The 21450-nt window shown below is 62.3% G+C and carries 22 protein-coding genes; 15 read left to right on the forward strand and 7 right to left on the reverse strand.

Annotated features, from left to right (window positions below):
• Positions 1–175 precede the first annotated feature (175 nt).
• From AC3WTD_RS14830 to AC3WTD_RS14855, 6 genes are all read left to right on the forward strand, one after another.
• A complete protein-coding gene (locus tag AC3WTD_RS14830; protein ID WP_492614245.1) occupies positions 176–871 on the forward strand; it encodes a hypothetical protein in 696 nt (231 codons plus the stop codon).
• Positions 872–881: 10 nt separating this feature from the next.
• A complete protein-coding gene (locus AC3WTD_RS14835) occupies positions 882–2531 on the forward strand; it encodes a hypothetical protein (RefSeq protein WP_492614246.1) in 1650 nt (549 codons plus the stop codon).
• Between the two features lie 402 nt (positions 2532–2933).
• Positions 2934–3188, forward strand: a complete 255-nt coding sequence (locus tag AC3WTD_RS14840; protein WP_081666653.1) for a DUF2798 domain-containing protein — start codon at positions 2934–2936, stop codon at positions 3186–3188.
• A gap of 58 nt (positions 3189–3246) precedes the next feature.
• Complete coding sequence (locus AC3WTD_RS14845) at positions 3247–3405, forward strand: hypothetical protein (protein ID WP_492614247.1); 159 nt, start codon at positions 3247–3249, stop codon at positions 3403–3405.
• 246 nt (positions 3406–3651) lie between these two features.
• Positions 3652–4008 carry a type II toxin-antitoxin system prevent-host-death family antitoxin gene (locus tag AC3WTD_RS14850; protein ID WP_037090086.1) on the forward strand — a complete coding sequence of 119 codons (357 nt, stop codon included), beginning with the start codon at positions 3652–3654 and terminating at the stop codon, positions 4006–4008.
• A complete protein-coding gene (locus tag AC3WTD_RS14855) occupies positions 4005–4643 on the forward strand; it encodes an ATPase (RefSeq protein WP_492614248.1) in 639 nt (212 codons plus the stop codon). Before AC3WTD_RS14850 ends, AC3WTD_RS14855 begins: the two co-directional genes overlap by 4 nt.
• Positions 4644–5315: 672 nt before the next feature.
• Here AC3WTD_RS14855 and AC3WTD_RS14860 read toward each other — a convergent pair.
• Both AC3WTD_RS14860 and AC3WTD_RS14865 read right to left on the reverse strand, forming a co-directional pair.
• A complete protein-coding gene (locus AC3WTD_RS14860) occupies positions 5316–5600 on the reverse strand; it encodes a helix-turn-helix domain-containing protein (protein ID WP_027493335.1) in 285 nt (94 codons plus the stop codon).
• Between the two features lie 261 nt (positions 5601–5861).
• A complete protein-coding gene (locus tag AC3WTD_RS14865; protein ID WP_492614249.1) occupies positions 5862–6182 on the reverse strand; it encodes a helix-turn-helix domain-containing protein in 321 nt (106 codons plus the stop codon).
• 276 nt (positions 6183–6458) lie between these two features.
• On the opposite strand from AC3WTD_RS14865, the gene AC3WTD_RS14870 reads away from it, so the two are divergent.
• Complete coding sequence (locus AC3WTD_RS14870) at positions 6459–8861, forward strand: TonB-dependent receptor plug domain-containing protein (RefSeq protein WP_492614250.1); 2403 nt, start codon at positions 6459–6461, stop codon at positions 8859–8861.
• A 10-nt stretch (positions 8862–8871) separates the two neighbouring features.
• Positions 8872–11058 (forward strand): Atxe2 family lasso peptide isopeptidase, encoded by a 2187-nt coding sequence (locus AC3WTD_RS14875; RefSeq protein ID WP_492614251.1) that lies wholly within the window; start codon positions 8872–8874, stop codon positions 11056–11058.
• Here AC3WTD_RS14875 and AC3WTD_RS14880 read toward each other — a convergent pair.
• The 4 genes from AC3WTD_RS14880 to AC3WTD_RS14895 form a co-directional block, all read right to left on the reverse strand.
• Positions 11043–12791, reverse strand: coding sequence for an asparagine synthase-related protein (locus tag AC3WTD_RS14880; protein ID WP_492614252.1), 1749 nt, complete (start codon positions 12789–12791; stop codon positions 11043–11045). The two genes, AC3WTD_RS14875 and AC3WTD_RS14880, sit on opposite strands and share 16 nt — an antisense overlap.
• The gene (locus AC3WTD_RS14885) at positions 12791–13477 is read right to left on the reverse strand and encodes a lasso peptide biosynthesis B2 protein (RefSeq protein WP_492614253.1); all 687 of its coding nucleotides are present in this window, start codon (positions 13475–13477) and stop codon (positions 12791–12793) included. The genes AC3WTD_RS14880 and AC3WTD_RS14885 overlap by 1 nt, the downstream gene beginning before the upstream one ends.
• A 51-nt stretch (positions 13478–13528) precedes the next feature.
• Entirely contained in the window at positions 13529–13675 is a 147-nt protein-coding gene (locus AC3WTD_RS14890; RefSeq protein WP_492614254.1) for a benenodin family lasso peptide, read from the reverse strand.
• Between the two features lie 170 nt (positions 13676–13845).
• Positions 13846–14466: a GntR family transcriptional regulator gene (locus tag AC3WTD_RS14895; RefSeq protein ID WP_492614255.1), complete on the reverse strand. Its 621-nt coding sequence runs from the start codon at positions 14464–14466 to the stop codon at positions 13846–13848.
• 256 nt (positions 14467–14722) lie between these two features.
• Here AC3WTD_RS14895 and AC3WTD_RS14900 point away from each other — a divergent pair, with 256 nt between their 5' ends.
• Positions 14723–15301: a hypothetical protein gene (locus AC3WTD_RS14900; RefSeq protein ID WP_185754676.1), complete on the forward strand. Its 579-nt coding sequence runs from the start codon at positions 14723–14725 to the stop codon at positions 15299–15301.
• Here the strand turns inward: AC3WTD_RS14900 and AC3WTD_RS14905 are convergent.
• On the reverse strand, positions 15226–15534 hold the full coding sequence (locus AC3WTD_RS14905) for a UBP-type zinc finger domain-containing protein (protein WP_039953919.1): 309 nt from the start codon (positions 15532–15534) through the stop codon (positions 15226–15228). The two genes, AC3WTD_RS14900 and AC3WTD_RS14905, sit on opposite strands and share 76 nt — an antisense overlap.
• A gap of 263 nt (positions 15535–15797) precedes the next feature.
• Here AC3WTD_RS14905 and AC3WTD_RS14910 point away from each other — a divergent pair, with 263 nt between their 5' ends.
• The 6 genes from AC3WTD_RS14910 (at position 15798) to AC3WTD_RS14935 (ending at position 21334) form a co-directional block, all read left to right on the forward strand.
• Positions 15798–16148 (forward strand): RNA polymerase sigma factor, encoded by a 351-nt coding sequence (locus tag AC3WTD_RS14910; RefSeq protein ID WP_492614256.1) that lies wholly within the window; start codon positions 15798–15800, stop codon positions 16146–16148.
• A 197-nt stretch (positions 16149–16345) separates the two neighbouring features.
• A complete protein-coding gene (locus AC3WTD_RS14915; protein ID WP_492614257.1) occupies positions 16346–16963 on the forward strand; it encodes an OmpH/Skp family outer membrane protein in 618 nt (205 codons plus the stop codon).
• A 197-nt stretch (positions 16964–17160) separates the two neighbouring features.
• The gene (locus tag AC3WTD_RS14920) at positions 17161–17676 is read left to right on the forward strand and encodes a DUF3016 domain-containing protein (RefSeq protein WP_492614258.1); all 516 of its coding nucleotides are present in this window, start codon (positions 17161–17163) and stop codon (positions 17674–17676) included.
• A 131-nt stretch (positions 17677–17807) separates the two neighbouring features.
• Positions 17808–18464, forward strand: coding sequence for a thiopurine S-methyltransferase (locus AC3WTD_RS14925; protein ID WP_027493345.1), 657 nt, complete (start codon positions 17808–17810; stop codon positions 18462–18464).
• 319 nt (positions 18465–18783) lie between these two features.
• The gene (locus AC3WTD_RS14930) at positions 18784–20355 is read left to right on the forward strand and encodes a glycoside hydrolase family 30 protein (RefSeq protein WP_492614259.1); all 1572 of its coding nucleotides are present in this window, start codon (positions 18784–18786) and stop codon (positions 20353–20355) included.
• Positions 20356–20407: 52 nt separating this feature from the next.
• On the forward strand, positions 20408–21334 hold the full coding sequence (locus tag AC3WTD_RS14935) for a M14 family metallopeptidase (protein ID WP_492614260.1): 927 nt from the start codon (positions 20408–20410) through the stop codon (positions 21332–21334).
• Positions 21335–21450: the final 116 nt, after the last annotated feature.

The raw sequence follows: 21450 nt of genomic DNA on the forward strand, positions 1-21450 counted from the left end.
GTACAGTATCATCGCCACGCGAGACACGCGTCAGCCCGCAATGGGAGAAAGGCAATGGTCAAGAACGCTCTGGCACTGATCGGTTTGTGGGTCGTCATCGCAACCACGCAGGAAGCGGTCCGGCGCTTGCGCCGGCCCAGTACTGCCGCTTAACCATCGAAAACAGGGGATTCAAATGGATTTCGATTTTGACTTCGACAAATTTGCCGCGCACTTCAAGACCGATGCCGGTGCGATTAGCTACTGGAAGGTGCTCGGTGGCGCGGCCACGGCGGTGGTCGGCGTCGTCGCGCTGCCGGTTGCGGGTCCCGTAGGGGCCATTACGGGCGCCGGTGCGGTCATCGCCGGTACGGTTGGTGGCTTGACCGGCGCGGCAGTGTCCTATTTCCGCTCCAATGAGAAGGAAGAAGAGAAGAAGGCAAGGCAAAGGGGCTTTGCGGAGGGGAAGGCCCATGCCACCGCTGAGCATGCGGCGCAGTTTGAGAAGCTCAAGACCGCTTTTGCAGCGGCCGTCAAACGAGTCAAGGAGAGCGAGCAGTTCTTCAGCCTGGTCGTGGCACTGCATGCGGTTGGCGTAGCCTGCGCGTCGTGCGACGGGGAGATTTCGGAACTCGAGGCGCGCGATATCCGCGAGTTCGTCACCGGTCTTGGCTACCAGAACATGCCTGTGGTGTTCCGGGAGAAGATCGAAGCCATCACCCAGCGTCCGCCGAATGTCGAGACCGCCTTCGAGCTGGCCAAGAACTGCGGCGTCGAAGCATGGGATCTCTTCGAAGAGGTGATCAGCTTGGTCTGCAACGCAGATGGGGCGCAGAACCCACAGGAAGCCCAGTTCCGGGCTGAGTGGGTCAGTCTGCATCAGGCAGCCTAAGGAGCAGGGTATGAGCTCAAAAGCGGAAAGATTCAAAGCGCGCAAGGCGCGCATGCAGGCGGCACAACAACCCAGCCTCGCCTTGCTCCCAAGTCAGGGCACAAGGGGGGAAGCGCGCCGCGGCGTCGACGCAGCGTTCTTGGCGGAGCTCAGCCGTATCGACGATCCGGTTGACCTGGAGGTGGGTCGTGCCGAAGTGGAGGCGCTCCTTCATCACCTCAGGGACACTGACGGCGAACGACGGTTTGATCAGTTGCTGGCGGACTGCAAGACGAGCGTTGTCCAGTCGATCGTCGGACCGTTTGGCCTAGGCGCTGTCGTCGCCCAGCATGACAAGGTCGGCGGCAACGTTGACACCGTTCACAATGTCCGGGAGGGCATCTACGCCAGTGAATTGGAGCGTGACCGGTTCAATGGTCGCGGCGACTACAAGAGCAAAGACGTGAGCGGGAAGTACCACAAGGATGCCGGGTATATCCGAAAAAACGCTAAGGACTCCAAGGCGTTCAAGGGCGACGGCGTCGCCGACGCATACCGCAATGCGGACCTCAAGCAATCGGCAGGGGGCGAGAAGCAACTCGATCACACGCGTTCCGCGGTCGATATCCATAACGACCCAGCCGCATACCTTGCAGAGCTCGATCCAGCGGCGCTGGCAGGTCACCCGGACAACCTCAACTCGACCGCGTCGTACGTCAACAATCGGAAAGGCCGAATGACAGGCGAGGAATTCATCGATTGGCTCAAAGCAACTGCGGCCAAGCGCAGGGAGGACATCGAAGAGCTCCGCTCAAAGGGGCAGCGTACGGAGAAAGAGGAGCGCCACCTCAAAAATCTGCAGCAACTTGAAGAGGTCGATCACGAGAAGGTCCGGGAGGCGCAGGCGCGCTCTGACGAGGCAATCAACGGCTCGATCAACAAGAAGTACTACCGCAGCAAGAAGTTCGCGAAAAACGTCGCCAAGACCAGCATCAACGAAGCCAAGCGCATGGCGTTTCAGCAGGCGATTGGCACCGCTCTGTCCGAGTTCTTCCTTGCTGCTATCGATGAGATCCGAGATTGGCACAAGTCTGGGCGTAGCAGCCTGATGCTGGGCCAGCGGCTGAAGAACATCGGGATGCGTGTTGCCAAGAGCTGGAAGAAGGTGCTGAGCGCTGCAGCGCAGGGCGCTCTGGCTGGTTTCCTGTCAAATCTCGTCACTGTGCTGGTGAATGTCTTAGTGACCACCCAGGCCCGCGCCGTACGAATGATCCGCGAGGGATTCATGTCCCTGGTGCGCGCGGTGAAGACGCTGGTGATGCGGCCGGAAGGAACAACCTTTGCCGAGGCGGCTCACGCGGCGACGAAGGTGGCGTTCGCTGGCGGTATTGTCATTGGCGGCATCGTGCTGGAGGAGCTGATCATCCAGCAGCTGCAAGTGTTAGGCCTAGGCTTCGTCGCCGGCGCAGCGACGGCCGTAATCGTCGGTTCCGTAACGGGTATCGTCACTGTGCTGGTCACATACTCACTAGACAAGCTCGACCTTTTCGGCGTAGAGGCCGAGGCACGCGGTGAGCGCTTACAGCTGACGCTGGACAGGGAGGTTGAACGGTCGGCTGCAGAGTGCGACGCGATGTTGCTCGAGCTCGAGCATCTGCTCCCACAGCCTGCAGGGACCTGAGATGGACGACCGGCGGTGGCTAATGATTGTCGCGCCATGGCAGTCCCCGCCGATCGACAGCGCCTTGCGTGCGCGCTTGGCTTGCGAAATAGTCATAAAAGCTGAACGTCGTTGCATACGCACTCGGTAGATCCGCTTCCGGCCCAAATCGGACGTCGGCGGATGTGAGCATCTTCGCGTTGCTTTCTGCGAAACACCTTGACATCGCAGCTCTCGCTCTAGATTTCTCGTGATCGAACTGGCCCGACTTCGGCCGGGCTGACAGGGTCAGGTTCACTTATCTAGCTCTTGGAAGTGAACCTGACCCCGTTCTTGGAGCCGAGCCGTACAATGGCAATTTTCGGAAGCTCATTAACCGGCAATGCCGAGCATCCACCAGCATAATCAATGCCCAGCGGCATCATGAAGCCAAGAAGACTCCCTTCGCACTACGGCAGGTACGTTATGCCGCTGATCCTGACATTCCTGATGACCTTCGCGGTCGCTGGGATCAGTACATGGATCGCCGTGGAATCGCTGAGTGTGTTCTTCCTGAAGAGCTGGATGAAATCCTGGATGGTGTCGTGGGCGATCGCATTTCCGGCGATGGTGATGTTGATGCCTGTGACCCAGCGCATCGTCGCGCTGATCGTGCGCAAGGATCAGGAAGATCGATAACGGGGCCACCTCAAACTGACCCTGCTCAGTTGGCTATTTCAAGGCCGGCGGCGTCTACATGCCCGGCATCGTCGCCGAGATTGGCTCGGTGGTGGGGCAGCACATGCACATGAAGAACGTCGGACTGATCCACGATCCGGAGATGGATGAGGCGACCCGCAAGCTGGTCGCCGAGAAGCGCACGGCCTGTGAGGCGTTGGGCGCAAAAAAAAGTTGATGCCGGCGTAACTGCCGAGTCGACCAGCGCCGAGGCGCTGACCTTTCCGCCCGGCTCGATGATGTGCGACAAGTACAACACCAAGGCGTTGGTGCTGATGGGCAACTGCCAGGCCCGCTTGAATTGCGGGGCCGCCGTGAAGCCATCAATAGTCAAGGCCCTTGCCCGAGCATGGTGCCTGGGCATAAATGACCTATTTGGACCATTTTGGGTACTATGGGCCAAGACTGACGCAGGAGATCCCCCATGTCCTTTGCCGCAAAATCCGATGCGATCGATGCCTTGCCGAAGACCCCGGCGTCCGACGTGAAGAAGCTTGGCTGGCGCGGCGTGATGCGCGATGTCCAGAAGAGCGGGCGCCTCGTGGTGACCAATCATGATGCGCCTGAGGCGGTCATCCTGTCGGCGCGCGAGTACGAAGCGATCGTCCAGGCCTTGGACAAAGCCAGGGGTAGGGACCAGGCAACACTGGAGGCCCTGCGGGAGCGCTTCGATGAACGGCTGAAGGCGCTGAAGGCGCCGGGAGCGGCGGCGAAGTTGCTGGTCGCCGCGAAGAAGCCCGTGAAGCTGCATGGCAAGGTCAAGGCCGGGGGCTCGTATTGAGCGGGCGCCTTGTTCTTTATGTGCTGGCCGGCGTGAACGGTGCCGGCAAGAGTTCCATTGGCGGCCGGCATCTGCTCGACGTGGCCGGGATGCCCTGGTTCAACCCCGACACGTTCGCGCGTGAGTACCGGGAAGCCACCGGATGCAGCCAGGAAGAGGCCAACGCCATTGCATGGGGCGAAGGCATGCGATATCTCGACGAGGCCATCGCGAACCGTACGAGCTACGCTTTCGAGACCACCTTGGGAGGCCGCACCGTTCCTGCGAAGATCGCGGCGGCGGCTGTCACGCATGACGTCGCGATCTGGTACTGCGGCCTGGCCTCGCCGGAACTGCACATCGCACGCGTGAGGGCTCGCGTCGCTTCAGGCGGCCACGACATTCCCGAAGACAAGATCCGCGAGCGGTACGAATCATCCTTGGTGAACTTGATCGCGTTGCTCCCCCGCCTGTCGTCATTGGCGGTCTACGACAACAGCGCAGAAGCGACATCGGGAGGAGCGATCGCGGATCCGGTGCCGGTCCTGGCCATGTGCGGGGGGACGATCTTTTTCCCGGACACGGCCGCAGCCGTCGAGGCGACGCCCGATTGGGCCAGGCCGCTGGTTGAGGCGGCCTTGAGCGAATGGGGGTAGACACGCGAGCTAAAGGGGGCCGTCAAACTCGTACGATAACGGGGTCAAGTTCATTTCCTAGCTATCGATTAAGCGAACCCGCGCCCGTTCTGGTTCAATCTGACAATTCGCTCAAGGTGGAGGGCTTCGCCGCCGGTCAGGACAATGGTCAGTTCGCGGCGGTAGGAATCGGCCGTGGCGACAGCACACGGTGGCAATCGTGTCCAAACCGTGTGCTGCGATCAGCGGCGGGTCAACGGGGGACGTTGCGCGGCTAACCGGCTAACGGGGTCAGGTTCACTTCCTGGCTAAAGTGAACCTGACCCCGTTCGACTGCCGTTGCTCGACACGGTTGCCGCCATCGAGGCGACGCCCGACGGGGCCAGGCCACTGATCGAAGCAGCCCTGCGCGAATGTGGGTAGACATGCCGTTCGTATGACGTGCAGGGGGAATAAAGTCGAAAGGGGCGCGGTCCCTAGGTTCGACTTGCTTGCTGTCGAGGCGCCCGGTTTGGACGTCCCCAACTCGTACCTTGGCCATAGCGACATCCCCAGCTTTGAGTAGCGGGAGGCGGTGACTTCGAGGGCATGGGATCCACCGCGGTAACCAGGCAGGCAAGTCACAAGTTACGTTCGGCCGGGCGTACGGATTATCTATGGGGAGCGATTGCACATCTGCTTGGCAGCTTCCGATCAGCGCCTGCCCTTGCTTCGCCCCTTGAAATTGGCAATCAGCTGCGCAAGTTCGTCATCTTCGGCATAGAAGTAGGCCACCGGCAGCTTGAGGACCGTCGCAAGGCGTTGCAGGGTCTGCAGGTCGGGCTGGTGTACGCCTGTTTCGTAACGGTTGACACGCGTGCTGGCGACGAATTCGTCCAAGCCGGCCTTGATGCCCAGGGTGCGTTGTGAGATGTCGAGGGCTTCGCGTGCCTCGCGTAGCCGACGACTATATACGGGGAGCGGGCCCTTCTCAGCCACGGGTGCATGTGTCTTGAGCTTCCATGTAGGGAAGCTTCCTGATACATGTGCGTATGCGATACTACGTTAAACGTAGTAACCTCTCGACCAGCCAGGAAGCTCTGCTGAGATGTCCCGGGGCGCGTTAGGTCAAAGTAGGCATCATGGCCGCTGGAGATAGCCGCCGATCGCATGGTGGCCCTGCTTCTCAAGCACGTCGTTTACGCATAGGGCATGAGTCAAGAGCCAGGGGGATGACGAGGATCCGTCCGATCGGGGGATCTACCTTCCCTTCACCTTTCTCTCGATCGCTTCTTTCAGCTTGGCCGGCTTGTCGCTGCGCGAAGCTTCCGCGATCAGTCGTGCTTCCTCGTCGTCCTCGACGTAGAAATATTTCAGAGGCAGTGCCAAAGCCCTGGCGAACAGTTTCTGCAGTCCAAGCTTCACCTCGTGCTTGCCAGTCTCGTAGCGGCTGACGCGGCTGCCCGCTACTGATTGATCGAGTCTCGCTGCTATCCCCAGCTCCTCCTGAGAGAAGCCATAGCTATTCCGTGCCTCGCGTAGGCGGCGGCCGTAGATGGTTGCCGGGCACTTCTCGGTCATAAGCGCATATCAGCTTCGATATGCAGCAGCTTCCCGACGGGCGCTTGACATTGATACTACGTAAAACGTAGTGTTAACGTAGCTACGTTTATCGTAGCCATGGGCTTTTTGCTGGCGATCCGGTGCAAATGCAATCCAGCCGGAGCCAGTGAGGGGTGAAGACAGACATGGCGGCTTAGCTGGCGGCAGGCTTGTACGCGCTGAGAAGCGCGATCCAAGCCTGTGATTAGGCAGCAACTGGCAAGGCGCCAATCAGGGGAAAGCAAGGGACGCAGCATGAAGACAAACACGCTACGCAACGCCATTTCCATCGTCTTGCTCGTGGCCGCGACCGGCGCTAACGGGTGGGCCGTTGCCCAAGACGCCACGACAGACACGGCCGCGCAGGGTAGGGCGCCGGTGACCAAGGCTCCGGCCAAGACGCAACCAAAAAAACCGGCCGACAAGTCCGCGACGCCAGCAGCAACCAACCTGCAGACCGTGACCGTCACCGGCACGCGCATCCGCGGCGGCAGCTCGCCGTCGCCAGTCATCACCATCGGCAGCGAGCAAATCCGGCAGGAAGGTTTCACCGATCTAGGCGAGGTGATCCGCAGCGTGCCGCAGAACTTCAATGGCGGACAGAACCCGGGTGTGATCGGCGCCGCCAGCGGCATCGGCAACCAGAATCTTACCGGCGGCTCCGCCTTGAATCTTCGCGGACTGGGCGCCGACGCATCGCTCACGCTGCTCAACGGGCGTCGCTTGGCCTATGACGGGTTTTCCCAAGCCGTGGACATCAGCGCCATTCCGGTGGAGGCAGTCGAACGCCTGGAAATTGTCCCGGACGGTGCGTCTGCTATTTATGGCTCGGATGCGGTGGGTGGCGTGGCCAACGTGATCCTGAAGTCTGACTACGACGGAGTAACCTTGGGGACGCGCTACGGTGGTGCGACCGAAGGCGGGCTAGCGACGCGAGAGTACACCGCGACCGCTGGCAGCACTTGGGCGAGCGGTGGGTTGATCGCAACTTTCAAGGGTGTGGACGTAGATCCCATCTACGCACGCCAGCGTAGTTACACCCGATATCTGAACGAGCCGTATACGATCTACAACGACAGCGACTCTCGCAACAGCCTTGTCAGCGTGCACCAGTCGACGGGTGAAGTGGCCGAATTGCGGCTTGACATACTCAAGACTGAGCGTGGCATGACGCAGTATTCCGGTCAGCCGGGTTTCTATTACCGCTACAGCCCGGAAACATCGATCACGCTGGTGTCGCCCAGCATCGCATTTTCCCTTCGCCATGATTGGTCCCTCACCTTGGGCGGGACGTACGGCAAGGACGAAAACACCGTCGCATACCATCTGGTGTCGTCAGCGGGGAGCAGGCTCGTGCGCCAGGACTGCTATTGCAATGAAAGTCGTTCTTGGGAGGTCGGCGCTGAGGGCCCGCTGTTCCGGATGGAGGAGGGGGAGGCGCGCTTGGCTGTCGGAGTCGGGTCGCGGAAAAACAAATTCCAGTATGTGCCGAACGTTTCCGGCACTGGCGGCTCTTACGGTGGCGACGAACGTGCCCGATCTGCCTACGCCGAGCTTAGTGTTCCGTTCGTCTCGCCTTCCTCGGCTGTCTCGGGCGTCCATCGCCTGGAAGTCAGTGCCGCGCTGCGCGGCGAGGACTATGACAGTTTTGGCCGGGTCACCACACCGAAACTCGGGGTGATCTACGACCCCATCGCCGATGTCTCGCTCAAAGCCTCCTGGGGAAAGTCGTTCAAGGCACCGACGCTTTTGCAGCGCTATCAGAGCAAGGACGCCTACTTGTGGCGCGCCTCGGCGGTGGGTGCGAATAGCAGTCCCGCCAATGCCACCGTATTGATGTCCTATGGCGGCAACGCCGACCTGCGCGCTGAGTGGGCGCGGACCTGGAGTGCCTCGGTGGCCCTGCATCCGGAAGCTTTGCCAGGGCTGGACGCTGAACTGACGTGGTTCGACATCGACTACACCGACCGGGTGGTCCAACCAGTCAACCACCAGCAGGCATTGAGTGACCCGGCCTATGCGGACTTCGTGGAGCGGTCGCCGACGCTCGGACAGATACAGAGTCTTCTCGCTGTCTACGACAACGCCTTCTACAACCTATCCGGTGTCGCTTATGACCCGGGCAGGGTGGTGGCGATCATCCACGACCAGTACGTGAACGCGGCACGGCAGCGGATCAAGGGGCTGGATCTGTCAGGTTCTTACCGCTTCGATCTTGGCGGCAGTCAACTGACGGTGCGCGGATCGGCCAGTTGGCTCGACAGTGCGCAGAGGATCAGTGCCGGGCAGTCTGAACATGCACTTGCCGGCACCGTTTTCAACCCGGCCGCGCTCAATAGCCGCATCGGTGCGGTCTGGATATCGGGCGGCTTCAGTGCCTCGGGCTTCGTCAACTACACCAGTGGGGTAACCAACCGCCTCCCGACGGTGACGGAGAAAACCGCCTCGCTAACCACACTGGACACCGCGATCAACTACGACACCGGTGGCCGCGCTGGCATCTTCTCGGGGCTGACGTTTGGGTTGTCGGTACGGAACCTGCTCAATCGCGCGCCGCCGCTGTACACAGCCGCGTTTGCGGCATCCGTACCGTACGACGCCACCAACTACTCGGCGATCGGACGTTTCGTCAGCGCTTCAGTTTCCAAACACTGGTAGGGGAGGGGACATGAATTTTTTTCATCGACCGGCCCCGTGGGCGGCCGTAATAGCATGCATGCTCATAGATTTTTCCGCCAGGAAGCGCTGCACGCATCGGGTTTCGGCGTTTGCACTCATATTGGGCGTGGCTGTCGCCGGTCCGTCGCATACTGAAACGGTCTCACCGAAACGCCTGATCGAGGTGACCGACCTGGGCAATCCGGTGATTTCGCCCGATGGACGGTACGTGGCGTTTCGGGCCGAGCAAGCATCAGTCGAACGCAACACGTACAACACCACGTGGTATGTGCAGGCTTTAGATGGGAAGTCTCCGCCGCTTCGCGTCGCCGATGGGGGCGCTCCATTGCGCCAGTATGTCAACGGCATCGTGCTACCGTCACCAGCCGTCTGGTCGCCCGATGGACGGTGGATCTACTATCGCGCCCACCTTGATGGGAGTGTATCTGTCTGGCGCGCGGCGGCCGATGGCTCCGGGGCTCGTGCGGCAACGCCGGACCCTGCGGACGTGCGGAATTTCACGTTGAGTGGCGATGGCCGAACGCTGATGTACAGCATCGGCGCGACACGGGAGGAGGTCATCGCCGCAGAAGAGTCCGAGTACGACCGCGGCATCCGCATCGACGACACCGTGAATATATCTGCGGGGTTGTTCCGCTCGAGCAAAGTCGAAGGGCAACCAGCCACGCAGCGGTTCTTGGGGAATTGGTTCTCGGCTGGGCCATTGCTGGCGAAGTCGCCGGATCGCTGGAAGGCTGTGGACCTGGCAACGATGACGGTCCGGGACCTGTCCGCATCGGAACTGCCGGCGCGCCCCCTGACGACGGCCGATTTTTCGCCAAATCTGCCGGTTGCGCCGACCAAGGTAGCCAAGAACGCAGGCGATGGCCGCATCGCGGTGCTGATGCCCGGGCATAAGGACAAAGGATTGCTGATGAGCCGGTATGTCGAGCTGGCCATGCTGCCCGACAGGGACAGTTCGCGTCCGACCCAATGTATGGCCGAGCCGTGCCACCACAAGTACATCACTGATATTCAGTGGCGGCCCGGGAGTGATGAGGTCCTGTTCACGGCCACCGACTATGACAAGGGGCGTACGCAGGCGATCTACGGATGGAACGTCGCGACGGGCACGGTGCGACCGATCATGCTTTCCGACGGGCTTGTCAGTGGAAGTCAGTACTCCGGGGAAATTCCCTGCGCATTGTCGTCCGACACGCTGGTGTGCGTCGCAGCGAAGGCCGATCGACCGCCACGCCTCGAAGCGATCGATGTGGCAGGTGGCCAACGGCGAATACTGTTCGCACCGAATAAGAGATTGGAGGCCGATATATCGGCCTCGGTGCCGGCGAGGCTGATCCGCTGGAAGGATAGGCAGGGACGGGAGTTCACGGGGCAGCTATTCGAGGCACGGGGCACGAGCACAGGCCAACCGCCGCCGCTGTTCGTGACGTTCTACAGCTGCGATGGATTTTTGCGTGGCGGGCTGGGTAACGAGTGGCCGCTTGCCACCCTGGCCGGGGATGGCATATCGGCGCTGTGCATCAACGCAATCCCGGGGTTTCATCTTGATGTGGTGGCGCATTACGACCAAGGGCGCGCGGCCGTCGATAGCGTCGTGGAGTTACTGTCTGCTGAGGGGCGCATCAATCGGACCCGCATCGGCATGGGTGGGCTCAGCTACGGTAGCGAGGTGACGTTATGGACACTTGCCCACTCGGATGTGGTGACGGCTGCATCCGTCAGTGGTAACTCTGTGACGCCGACCTACTACCTGTTTAACAGCCTACGGTATGCCTTTCGTTCCACTCTGCGGAAAATGTGGCAGCTTGGTGCGCTGGAGGAGACGCCTAAACGGTGGAAGGAAATCTCACCTGCGTATCAACTCAACAGTATCCTGGCGCCGATCCTGTTCCAGCTGCCAGAGCAGGAATACCGGATGACTTTGGACTATGCGTTACCCCTTGTGCGGAGGCACCGAGCGGACGTCTACGTGTTCCCGGATGAGACTCATATCAAATTCCAGCCGAGGCACAAGCTGGCTGTGTACGAGCGTAACGTCGATTGGTTCCGCTTCTGGCTACAAGGTTACGAAGACCCGAGTCCTGAAAAAGCCGAGCAATACCGCATTTGGCGTGGGATAAACAAAGAGCCTGCTTCATCTCGTTTTGGCACGGGTGCTCACGACGGGTCATGACCCTGTTGACGTACCCAGTTCTCCGCTGCGCAGAGATCAAAGATGCGAAGAAACGACAGGTCTCGAGGTGCAAGGTCGTTAGCGAAGAAATTCAGTAATGCTGAACGATCGAGCAAATCATGTGCGCACAGACGTCCCTCTTCGAGGAACCCGCGCATATGCAGCTTGTTGCGCGCATAGGCAGTAGCCATGTGGCCGATGTACGAGCCTTTGCTGCGTCGATCGAGAATGCCACGCGGCAGTTGATCGGCAAAAGCCTGGCGGACGACGGCGCGATTTCGACCGTCGGCGATCCACATCCAGGTCGGAACTTTTAGACATGCTTCCACGACGGGTTGAGACAGCAGCGGAAAGTGCATTGAACGTTCAAGGCTGCGCGGCGTGGCCTCCCTGTACAGCTGGGTTCCAATCAGGTCAAAAATCTTCTCGCGATCACCAGACAGTGTGCCCGGAGGTGCGTCCATCCAGGAATGATGCTCCGACTTTGTTGTCACACAGGATGGATTGAGCAGCGTGCGGTCCTCTTTCCAGGTGGTACGTGGCCGTCGCAACATTTTCTTGAGCGTCAATCGGCCTGCCTTGAAGAGGGTGCATCGGTGAAGGGCGGCAAGGTCTCCGATGGCTGTAATGCCAGCCATGACGCCATGCTCCCGGAACGCGTCGGCGGCGGGCGCGGCGGTCTTCAGGTAGCAGAAGACGGTATCGCCACCGCCACCCGAAAAGAAGCCGTTCACGCCATATCGGTTGCCTGCAGCTTCCCACGCCTCGTTGATGATGTTCTGTGGAATCCCGATAGCAGGAACGACGGACGAGCGAGGTATGGGAAATTCGAGGTGAATGTTATCAATCCCTACCTCCAACGAGAAAAGCTTTTGTTCCAATGCTTCCGCCACCAATCGGGCATATGGTCGCTCGTCAGTGCCGGCCACGGGCATGACCAGCGTGCAAAAAGTGGAACGCTGTGAAGCAGCGCGCAAACAGGCGGCAACGATGGAGGAGTCCAGTCCGCCCGATAGCTCGACAATCAACTTGTCGTCCCCTGCAGATAGAGCGTTGACCACCTTGGATATGGCAGAGCGAACATCCTCGGCTGCGACATGAGGATCCTTGTGTCGGAAGTCTTTTCCCACGAAGCGCCACGGCGACCATGCGGAGCTGACTGAAACATTGTCTCTTCGGCAGGTCAGCATGTCGCCTGGAAGCAATTCGCTGACGTGCTTCAGTGCTGTACGCACCGTCTTCAGGTAAGGGAAGTTGAGGCAGTGTGCGATAGCCTGCCAGTTCACCTCTCTGCGATAGAGCCCCAGATTGACTGCAAGGCTGATGTCCGAAGTGATAAAACCCTCTCCATCGGGTAGCGAATAGACGCATGGCACAGCGCCGGAGGGGTCGCGTAGCAAGGTGATCGCTGAGCCATCTTCACGATCGACAAGAATGGCGAGATAGTCGCCCCAAGTCTTTTGCAGCAGGCAGCGGGTGAGTTCACGTGCCGAACCATCGATATCTAGACGTTGTGAGACGGGCCGACCGTTCTTCGTGAAAAGCTGGCCGATGAGCAAGCCGTGTCCGGGTATTGCAAGAGTGGGGACATCAGCGGGAGCAAAGACCCTGGCCGTGGCTGATTCAAGCTTGCAGATCATTCCCTCAGCGCGCAGGAGCCTGTCCAGCTGGAGCGTGTAGGCGGCACTCCGGTTCAGTCTTCCGTCGAGCAGAATGATATAGCGGTATTTCATCAGACCATCCTGATGGGAGTATGCGCATTGGCGTCGGAGAGCGTTTCATTCAAGACAATGTCGCCGGCTTGTACCCAGCAATGTGCCGCGAATGGCTCCGAAGCCACGCCGAAGACGATGTTTGCCGACAGTCCCCTACGAGAAAGGAACCTGAGCAGGGATAAGGACTCCAAGAGGCAGATCGGCTCAATGGGTACATAGCGACGCGCACGAGCGAACTCCCAGTTTGCTTGGAACAGATTGTCCTTAAAAGCGGTGGGTGTAACGGTATCGAATAAGCCTGTTTTTCTATCGCGATATGTGCTGGCTTGGTCGAGATTTGTCTTGAGTGCACGAGTCTTCAGTTGGCGATGAGTGGACCAAGTGATCACGATGACTTCGAAGACAGTGGCCGCGCTGAGCCGGCGGCCAGCAATCGCTGCGGGTTGTTCAATTGCGCTTTGAGTTGGTCGCCGGAGGGCCGCTATAGCGGTATGTGCGTTCGAGTCAGGTGCCTCGACGAGTATCCGCGCAGCTGCGAGGTCCTTCCATAGCGTAGAAGCGACATCTTCATGTGCTTGGAAACTCCGCATGGCCTTCTCAAGAGATCCGGTCAGCTTGAAGTACCGATCTTGCGCGGTGTCGAGAAAAATCATGTGGCCGTCGACATCGCAGCATGAAAGATCTTCTCTGAGTTGGTAGCGCATCATCTTTACCTAAGGAAAGGGACGCGCACCATGGTGCGCGTCCCGGGGTTGTCACTCCTCGGAAATGCCGGGAATCATTGGAAAGCCGAGCCCGCTACCTTCGGTTCCGACACCAATGCCTTTCGTTTCGACGCTGGCGACGCCGAGCTCGATGACATCGTCCTGCACGTTGCTGCGGATGTTCTCGTTGGTATCCATCTCAGTCTCCTGCGGTTGCGTCATGGAAGTCCCATGACGAGGGCAGCGTACGAGGCGGAAATCTTGATTTTCAAATGATTATTGCGTTGTCATCCTTTAATTATTCCGTCAGCATGATGGTCGTCCCACAATCCCGGACTTTGCTTCGACGCTTCTTCGGCTGATGCGCGCTAGTGGAGGTGATTGCTGCGGTCGCTGAGCAGGGCCACGATGCACGGGACGAGCTGCTTGCGGCGCTCGTGATAGTCGCGCAGTGCGGACTTCAGGGAGGGCATGTCGCGCATGTGCCAGTGCCGGCTCAACTGCGAAAGTTCTTCGCCTGTGTGCTCAAGCAATTCCTGTTTGGCCCGTCGTATCAGTGCCAGCCGGTCGTTGGCTCGCTTCACCGCATAGTGCAGGGGTTCGTGGGCTGTCGCGCGGGCGATCGCATCGAACAGCTGCCATGTCAGTTTCACCAGATCGCCGTCGGCGGTCGCGAGCTCCGGTTTCCCGGTCTTCTGGAATGTCGGCGCCTCGCCGATATCGCATGCCATCAGCAGCAGTCGCTCCATCCAGTCGTAGAGGTGGCGCAATGCGATTTCGTTGAGCAGCGGCACGTGCAGTCCGTCGCGGGCATGGTCGGCGACCGTGCCTTCGCCGACCATGCGGTACAGCGCGAATCGAACCGGTGTGGGACTGGTATTGAACTCTGCGGCGAGCCGGGCCGGATCGATCCGCTGCCCAGGTGCGTAGCGTCCCGACTGCAGGGCGCGCCTGACCTGTCCGTACACGAATGCACTCTTGGAATCCATCCGGAGGGACCTCCGGACCCGCTTTTAGCACGAAAGTTATTGCATCACAACGCAGGATGTTGCGTGCCGAAACCCGGGTCACCATTTCGCCGCTGGAGTCGATAGGCACACGCTTGTTCTTCCCGAGCAGTGTCGAGGGGTAGATAGCGATGCCACCGACGCGACGGCCTACACCTACACGCCCGAGGGCTGGATCGCGGGACGCGGTTTCTCGATCAGCGGCACTACCTACTCCTTGGGCTACGGTTATGACGCCGTGGGTCATCTCGCAGCGGTGACCTATCCCGACGGCCATCAGGCGATTCACAGCTATACCAATGGTGCGGTATCCGGCATCACCTTCACGATTGGCAGCACCCAGCTCACTGCCGCGAGCGCTGTGACCTGGCGACCGATGGATAGCGCGCTGGTCGGCTGGACGGCGAGCAACGGGCTGAGCAATACGCTCAGCTACGACACGGACGGCCGGTTGACCGGCATCTACGCGCCGGCGGTGGAGAACCTGGGCTTCAGCTACGATGCCGCCAACCGGCTCGTCGGCCTTAGCAACGGCATCGACGGCATCATGAGTCAGGATTTCGGCTACGACGACCAGTGCTATTCGTGTCAGGGACAATTTCCCCCAAATCGCGATCGAGGTGATGCGCAGCAGCACGTCGATGGTTTCGCGCATCTCCGCGTCCGGCACATACCGGACGACGATCTTGCGTGTGTCATCCAGAATGACCGCCTTCATCGTCATTCACTGCTCGCGGATGATCAGACGAACCGCGGGATGGGTCCGCGTTGCGGCGTCATGCGATCGGACAAATCCAGCGTGACTTCGTCGACGTAACACCAACCCCAGCCTTCGGGCGGGTCATAGGCCTCGATGATGGGATGGCCGGTCGCATGGAAATGCCTGGTGGCGTGGCGATGCGGTGAGGAATCGCAGCAGCCGACGTGGCCACAGATACGACACAGCCGCAGGTGGACCCACGGCGAACCGATCTTCAGGCATTCCTCGCAGCCCCGTGCGCTGGGCACCACGTCGCGGATCATGTTGACATGCGAACACTCATTGCTCATGGAAGTTCTCCTGTCACCTGGGAAAAAGCAAAAAAGGGTCAGGTTCGAATGGCACTTGCTTGGGGAAACTCTGAACAAGCCCGCTACAGTTAGACGTCCAAACGAGCGGTGGCCACGATGACGCAGATGAGCTTCTCCGATGCCCAGCCATGCTCCTGGTTTCTACCAGCATGCTCTTGGTGAAAATGACGGTACCCGATAATCCGCCACGGCCCTCTTTATAGTGTAGGCGTCGCTATACGGCTGCCGACCTGAGAGGGGACGTGAAGCCTGACAACCGCACATTCTGGGCGCGAATGTTCGCCACGCACCAGGCCGCGCTCGCCGGCTTTTTCCGGCGCCGGGTGGCGCATCCCTGGGATGCGCAGGATCTGGCCCAGGAGGTTTATGTGCGTCTGCTGCGAATCGATAGCGGCGAGAGCGGCAACATCGCCAATCCCGAAGCCTACCTGTTCACCGTCGCGTCCAACCTCGTCAAGGAGCACGCCGTGCTGCAGAAGCGGTACGGGCGTGGTGTGGATATCGCGCAGGTGCTGCCGGAACTGGAAGCGCCGCAAGGTTCGGCCGAGGACGAAGCGATAACGGGGCCAGGTTCACTTCCTCGCATGTCATGAAGCAAGCCGACCAGGCCAGGGAGGCACGCACCAATGTCACTCGGATGGATCCTGCCCGGCGCGATCAGCCAACTGCATCGGCCCAGGGGGAATTAGGCGCCGCTCCATTCCGGCAACCCGCTGCGAGTAGGCTGGTGGCTTCTCTGCGCGCCGTCGAGGCTCGCGGAACTCCCAGACTGACCATCGGATATCTCCCCATGAAGCTGCATCGTTCTCTGTTTACCGTCGCGCTGGCCGCTGCCGCCGGGCTTTCTTTCGCCCCCGTGACGCCGGCGCAGACCGTCGCCGCGCCTGCCGCCCATGCGCTCGAAGGCAATCCGGTGCCGGGCGTGTGCATGCTTTCGCGCGAGGCGGTGTTCGCGCAGTCCAAGGTGGGGCAGGCGGCCAGCGAGCGGCTGAAACAGCTGGCGACGCAGCAGCAGACGCTGCTGGAGAACCAGCGCAAGCCGCTGGATACCGACGTTCAGGCCTTCCAGCAGAAGGCTTCGTTGCTCACCGAAGCGCAGCGCCAGCAGCAGGGCCAGGCCCTGCAGCAGCGCATGCAGGGCTACCAGGCGCAGGTGAACCAGCTCGGCGAGCGCATCCAGCTCACCCGCGTCAAGGTCATGCAGCAGATCGGCGAGCAGGCCCAGTCGGTCATCGCCAGCTCCTACACCAGCCACCACTGCGGCCTGCTGCTGAACCGCGACGCCGTGCTCGGCGGCAACGCCACCAACGACCTCACCAGCGACGTGGTGCGCGGCCTGGACGGCAAGACCACCACGCTCAACTTCAACCTCGAGCCGGCGCCGGCGCCCGCGAATACCGGCAAGTAAACCCGGGATGTGGTGGGCGAGACGGGTTGCGTGTGCTGGCCGGCATCGGCCAGCGACCGGCGGCGAGAACCGGGCAGAGAATCGTCCGCAACAGCGTTTCCCGCCCCGCGTTTGCCCGGACGTATACTGATGCCTGCTGCGCCACGGCCGCGACAACCATCCGTTGCGGCCGCCCGACCCGTTCCGGGAGAGCCGTCATGAAATCTTCCTCGCTGCTGCGCCTGCTGTGCCTTGCCTGCCTTGCCCTCGCGGCCGCCGTCGCGCAGGCCGCGACCACACCGGACAACGTGAGCGTGCGCTACAAGGACCCGCAGCACTTCACCGAGGCGACGCGCAGCCTCGGCGTGCATCTGGTCAACCCCGACGCCTACCTGGCGCCGCTCAAGGCGTACATCGTCCAGCGCGCCTCGCGCATCCTGGCGCCGGGCCAGCGGCTGGAGATCGAGGTGACCGACGTGGTCCGCGCCGGCGCCTACGAACCCTGGCGCGGTCCCGACTTCAACGACGTACGCATCGTCAAGGACATCTATCCGCCGCGCATCGACCTCAACTTCACCCTGTACGGCGCCGACGGCAAGGTGCTGCGCCAGGGCCAGCGCAAGTTGCGCAACGCGGCCTTCCTGAGCAGCAGCTCGCCGGTCGACCAGGACTCGTTGCGCTACGAGAAGTCCCTGATCGATCTCTGGCTGCGCCGGGGCACCGGTAGTCTTTAGACGGCCATCCGGCGGATTCGCGCCGGTACCTCCGCGGCAGGCCGACTCAAAGGTCGTGCATGCTTCGCTTCGCCGCTGGCCGGCCCGCACGATGGCCGGCCGGCTCGCCCACTTGTCGACAGGAGATTCCCATGGAACCCGAGTTCTGGTTGCAGCGCTGGCGCGAGGGCCGCACCGGTTTCCACCAGGCCGCGCCGACGCCGCTGCTGCTCAGGCATTGGCCGGCGCTGGCGCTGGGCGCGGGCAGCCGGGTGTTCGTGCCGCTGGCCGGCAAGTCGCTGGATCTGCTGTGGCTGGCGGGGCAGGGACATCGCGTGCTGGGCGTGGAGTTGTCACCGCTGGCGGTGCAGCAGTTCTTCGACGAGCATGGCCTGACCCCGCAGGTGCATGACTCGCGCCTCGGCCGGCACCACGTGGCCGGCGAGATCGAGCTGATCTGCGGCGACGTGTTCGATCTGGATGCGGCAGCCCTGGCCGACTGTGCGGCGGTCTACGACCGCGCGGCGCTGATCGCCCTGCCGCCGGAGCTGCGCCGCCGTTACGTGCATGAGCTGTATGCGCGCCTGCCCGCCGGCTGCCGCGGCCTGCTGGTCACCCTGGAGTATCCGCCGCACGAGATGCAGGGCCCGCCGTTCCCGGTGCCGGAAGCCGAAGTGCGAGAGCTGTATGGCCGCGACTGGACGGTGACGACGCTGGAGCGCGCCGACGTCCTCGCGCAGCAGCCGGGCTTCGCCGCCGGAGGGGTGAGCGCGCTGGAGACGGTGGCGTACCGGCTGGCGCAGCGCTAGCGCTGCGCCGGACTTGCCGCGCGCCGCGCGTCGTCGCCGGCAGGAAAAACGGGACCGGGTTCCGCGTTTGCGGCGGCGTGGCCTTCAGGGGGCGGCGCCGTAGCCGAAACAATGGCAGACTGCCTCCACCGGCTTGGCCGGGTTGGTCGGCTGGTGCTCGCGCTGGATGTGCCGGGCAGACGGAGTGGCCGCGCGATGCGAGTCTGAGCGACGCCGCTTTCGCCGTACTCCCCGCCGATCTGTCATGCGCAGCCAGGGGGCTTTGTGATTGAAGGGTTGTTGCCAGTGAACCGCCATGGGGTCGAGGGGATTTGCGCGCATGACGGGTGAGCGCAACGGTGTTCCCGGCTGGCTGGCCGTTGCATCCCTCGCGTTGATCACCCTGCTGGCCCTGTGGGCGCTGGTGCCGCGGCGCGTGCATTTCGCGGTGGTGGGCGAGGTGATCCTGGCGCCGCCGCCGCCGGAGGCCGCGGTCAGGCTGTGGCTGAGCACGGCGGACCGCCGACTGCTGCTGGCACGGCAGCCTGACATCGAGGCTGGCACCGGCGAGCCGTCGCCCGCCGACGTGGTCATCGACATCGACCGCAAGTACCAGTCCATCGTCGGCTTCGGCGCGGCGCTGACCGATTCGTCGGCGTGGTTGCTGCAGAACCGGCTGAACGCGCCGCAGCGTGCCGCGTTGCTGCGCGAATTGTTCGGGCCGCCGCCCGCGCTCAACCTCAGCATGGCGCGGCTGACCATCGGCGCCTCGGATTTCTCGCTGCAGCCCTACACCCTGGACGACCTGCCCGCCGGCGACACCGACCCGCAGTTGCTGCACTTCAACGTGGCGGCGAACCTGCAGGATGTGATGCCGACCATGCGCGAGATCCTGGCGATCAACCCGCAACTGCGCGTCATCGCCTCGCCCTGGAGCGCGCCGGCATGGATGAAGACCAGCGCGAACCTGATCGGCGGCGCCTTGCTGGAGCAGTACGAAAGCACCTATGCGGACTACCTGGTCAAGTACGTCGACACCTACCGCAGCTACGGCATCCCGATCTTTGCGCTGACCCTGCAGAACGAACCGTCCTTCGTGCCGCTGACCTACCCGGGCATGGAAATGCCGCCGGCCACGCGCTCGCGCATCATCGCGCAGTACCTCGGGCCGGCGCTGGCACAGCGCAGCCCGAAGACGCTGATCCTCGGCTGGGACCACAACTGGGACCAGCCGGACCAGCCGCTGAGCGTGCTCGGCGACCTCGACGCCCAGCGCTACGTCGACGGCATCGCCTGGCACTGCTACAGCGGCAGCCCGTATGCGCAGGGCCAGGTGCATCGTGCGTTCCCGGACAAGGACACCTACATCACCGAGTGTTCCGGCGGCGACTGGGAGTCGGCCAGGAACGGCGAGCTGCTGTGGTTCACGCGCGACCTGATGCTGGTCGGGTTGCGGCAGTGGGCGCGCGGCATCGTGTACTGGAACCTGGCGCTGGACGAGCAGCATGGCCCGCATTTCGGCGGCTGCGACCTGTGCAAGGGCGTGGTGCTGATCGACTCGCGCACCGGCGAGGTGAGCCGCAACGACGAGTACTACGCGTTCGCGCACTTCAGCCGCTTCGTGCTGCCCGGCGCGGTGCGGGTGCGATCCACCGACACGAGCAAGGACGTTGCCAACGTGGCGTTCCAGAACGCCTCCGGCGGGTCGGTGGTGCTGGTGATGGTCAACGGCGATGCGCAGCCGCGCCGCGTCACCGTGGCGCAGGGCCGGACCCGCTTCGCTTACACCCTGCCGGCGCAAAGCGTGGCCACCTTCGAATGGCGGCCGGCCAGCGCCCGTCCGCCCGCGGCGGCGGCGCCGTCGCCGGCCACTGCCGCTGCGGCCGCAACCTCGCGCGAGGTCGGCGGTTGAGCCCGGTGCTACAGTGCTGCGCTCCCCTAGCCACAGCGAAGCGAGCAGCGCGATGACCAACCCGGCCTTGTACCCGATCGGCATACCCGGACGTCCCTGGGGCGACGCGGAGGTGGCGGCCTGGCGATCGCTGCAGCGCGTGCAGCGCAGCTATGCGGCGGAGGTGGCGAGCATGATCGAGGCCTTGCGCGCACGCTTCGACGTGACGGAGTACGGCCGGCTCGACTATCCCTCCGGCAGCTATCCACTGTTCGCGATCAGGAGCCGCGGCTGGCGCGATGAACTGCCGGTGGCGCTGGTGACCGGCGGCGTGCACGGCTACGAGACCAGCGGCGTGCACGGTGCGCTGCAGTTCGTCGAACGGCATGCGGCGGACTATGCGGGGCGGGCCAACCTGCTGGTGGTGCCGTGCGTGAGCCCGTGGGGCTACGAGCGCATCCACCGCTGGAATCCGGACGCGCTCGACCCGAACCGCTCGTTCCGCGAGCACAGCCCGGCGCAGGAATCGGCGGCGCTGATGCGCCTGGTCGCGCCGGGGCGCGCGCGCGCGCGGGTGCACATCGACCTGCACGAGACCACCGACAGCGACGAGAGCGAGTTCCGCCCGGCGCTGGCCGCGCGCGACGGCAAGCCGTACGAACCGGGCACCATTCCCGATGGCTTCTATCTCTGTGCGGACAGCGCCAACCCGCAGCCCGCGTTCCAGCAGGCGGTGATCGCCGCGGTGGCGAAGGTCACCCACATCGCGCCGGCCGATCCGGACGGCACCATCATCGGCTCGCCGGTGGTGGCGCGCGGCGTGATCGAGTACGACTACGGCAGGCTGGGCCTGTGCGCCGGCATCACTGCGGCGCCGTACAAGACCACCACCGAGGTCTACCCCGACAGCCCACGCGCCACGCCCGAACAGTGCAACGCCGCGCAGGCGGCAGCGGTGTGTGCGGCGATCGACTACGTGCTGGCGCATCGGCCCGCCTGAGGGTGCTGCGATCTTGCTCGTCATTTCCGCGAGGCGCTTATACTAATTTGCGTTCAATGATATAGAAGTTATCCACTTGAAGCCGGTCAAAGACTGGGTTTGGTCGTGATCGACTT

The sequence above is a fragment of the Rhodanobacter sp. FW106-PBR-R2A-1-15 genome, assembly GCF_058789735.1.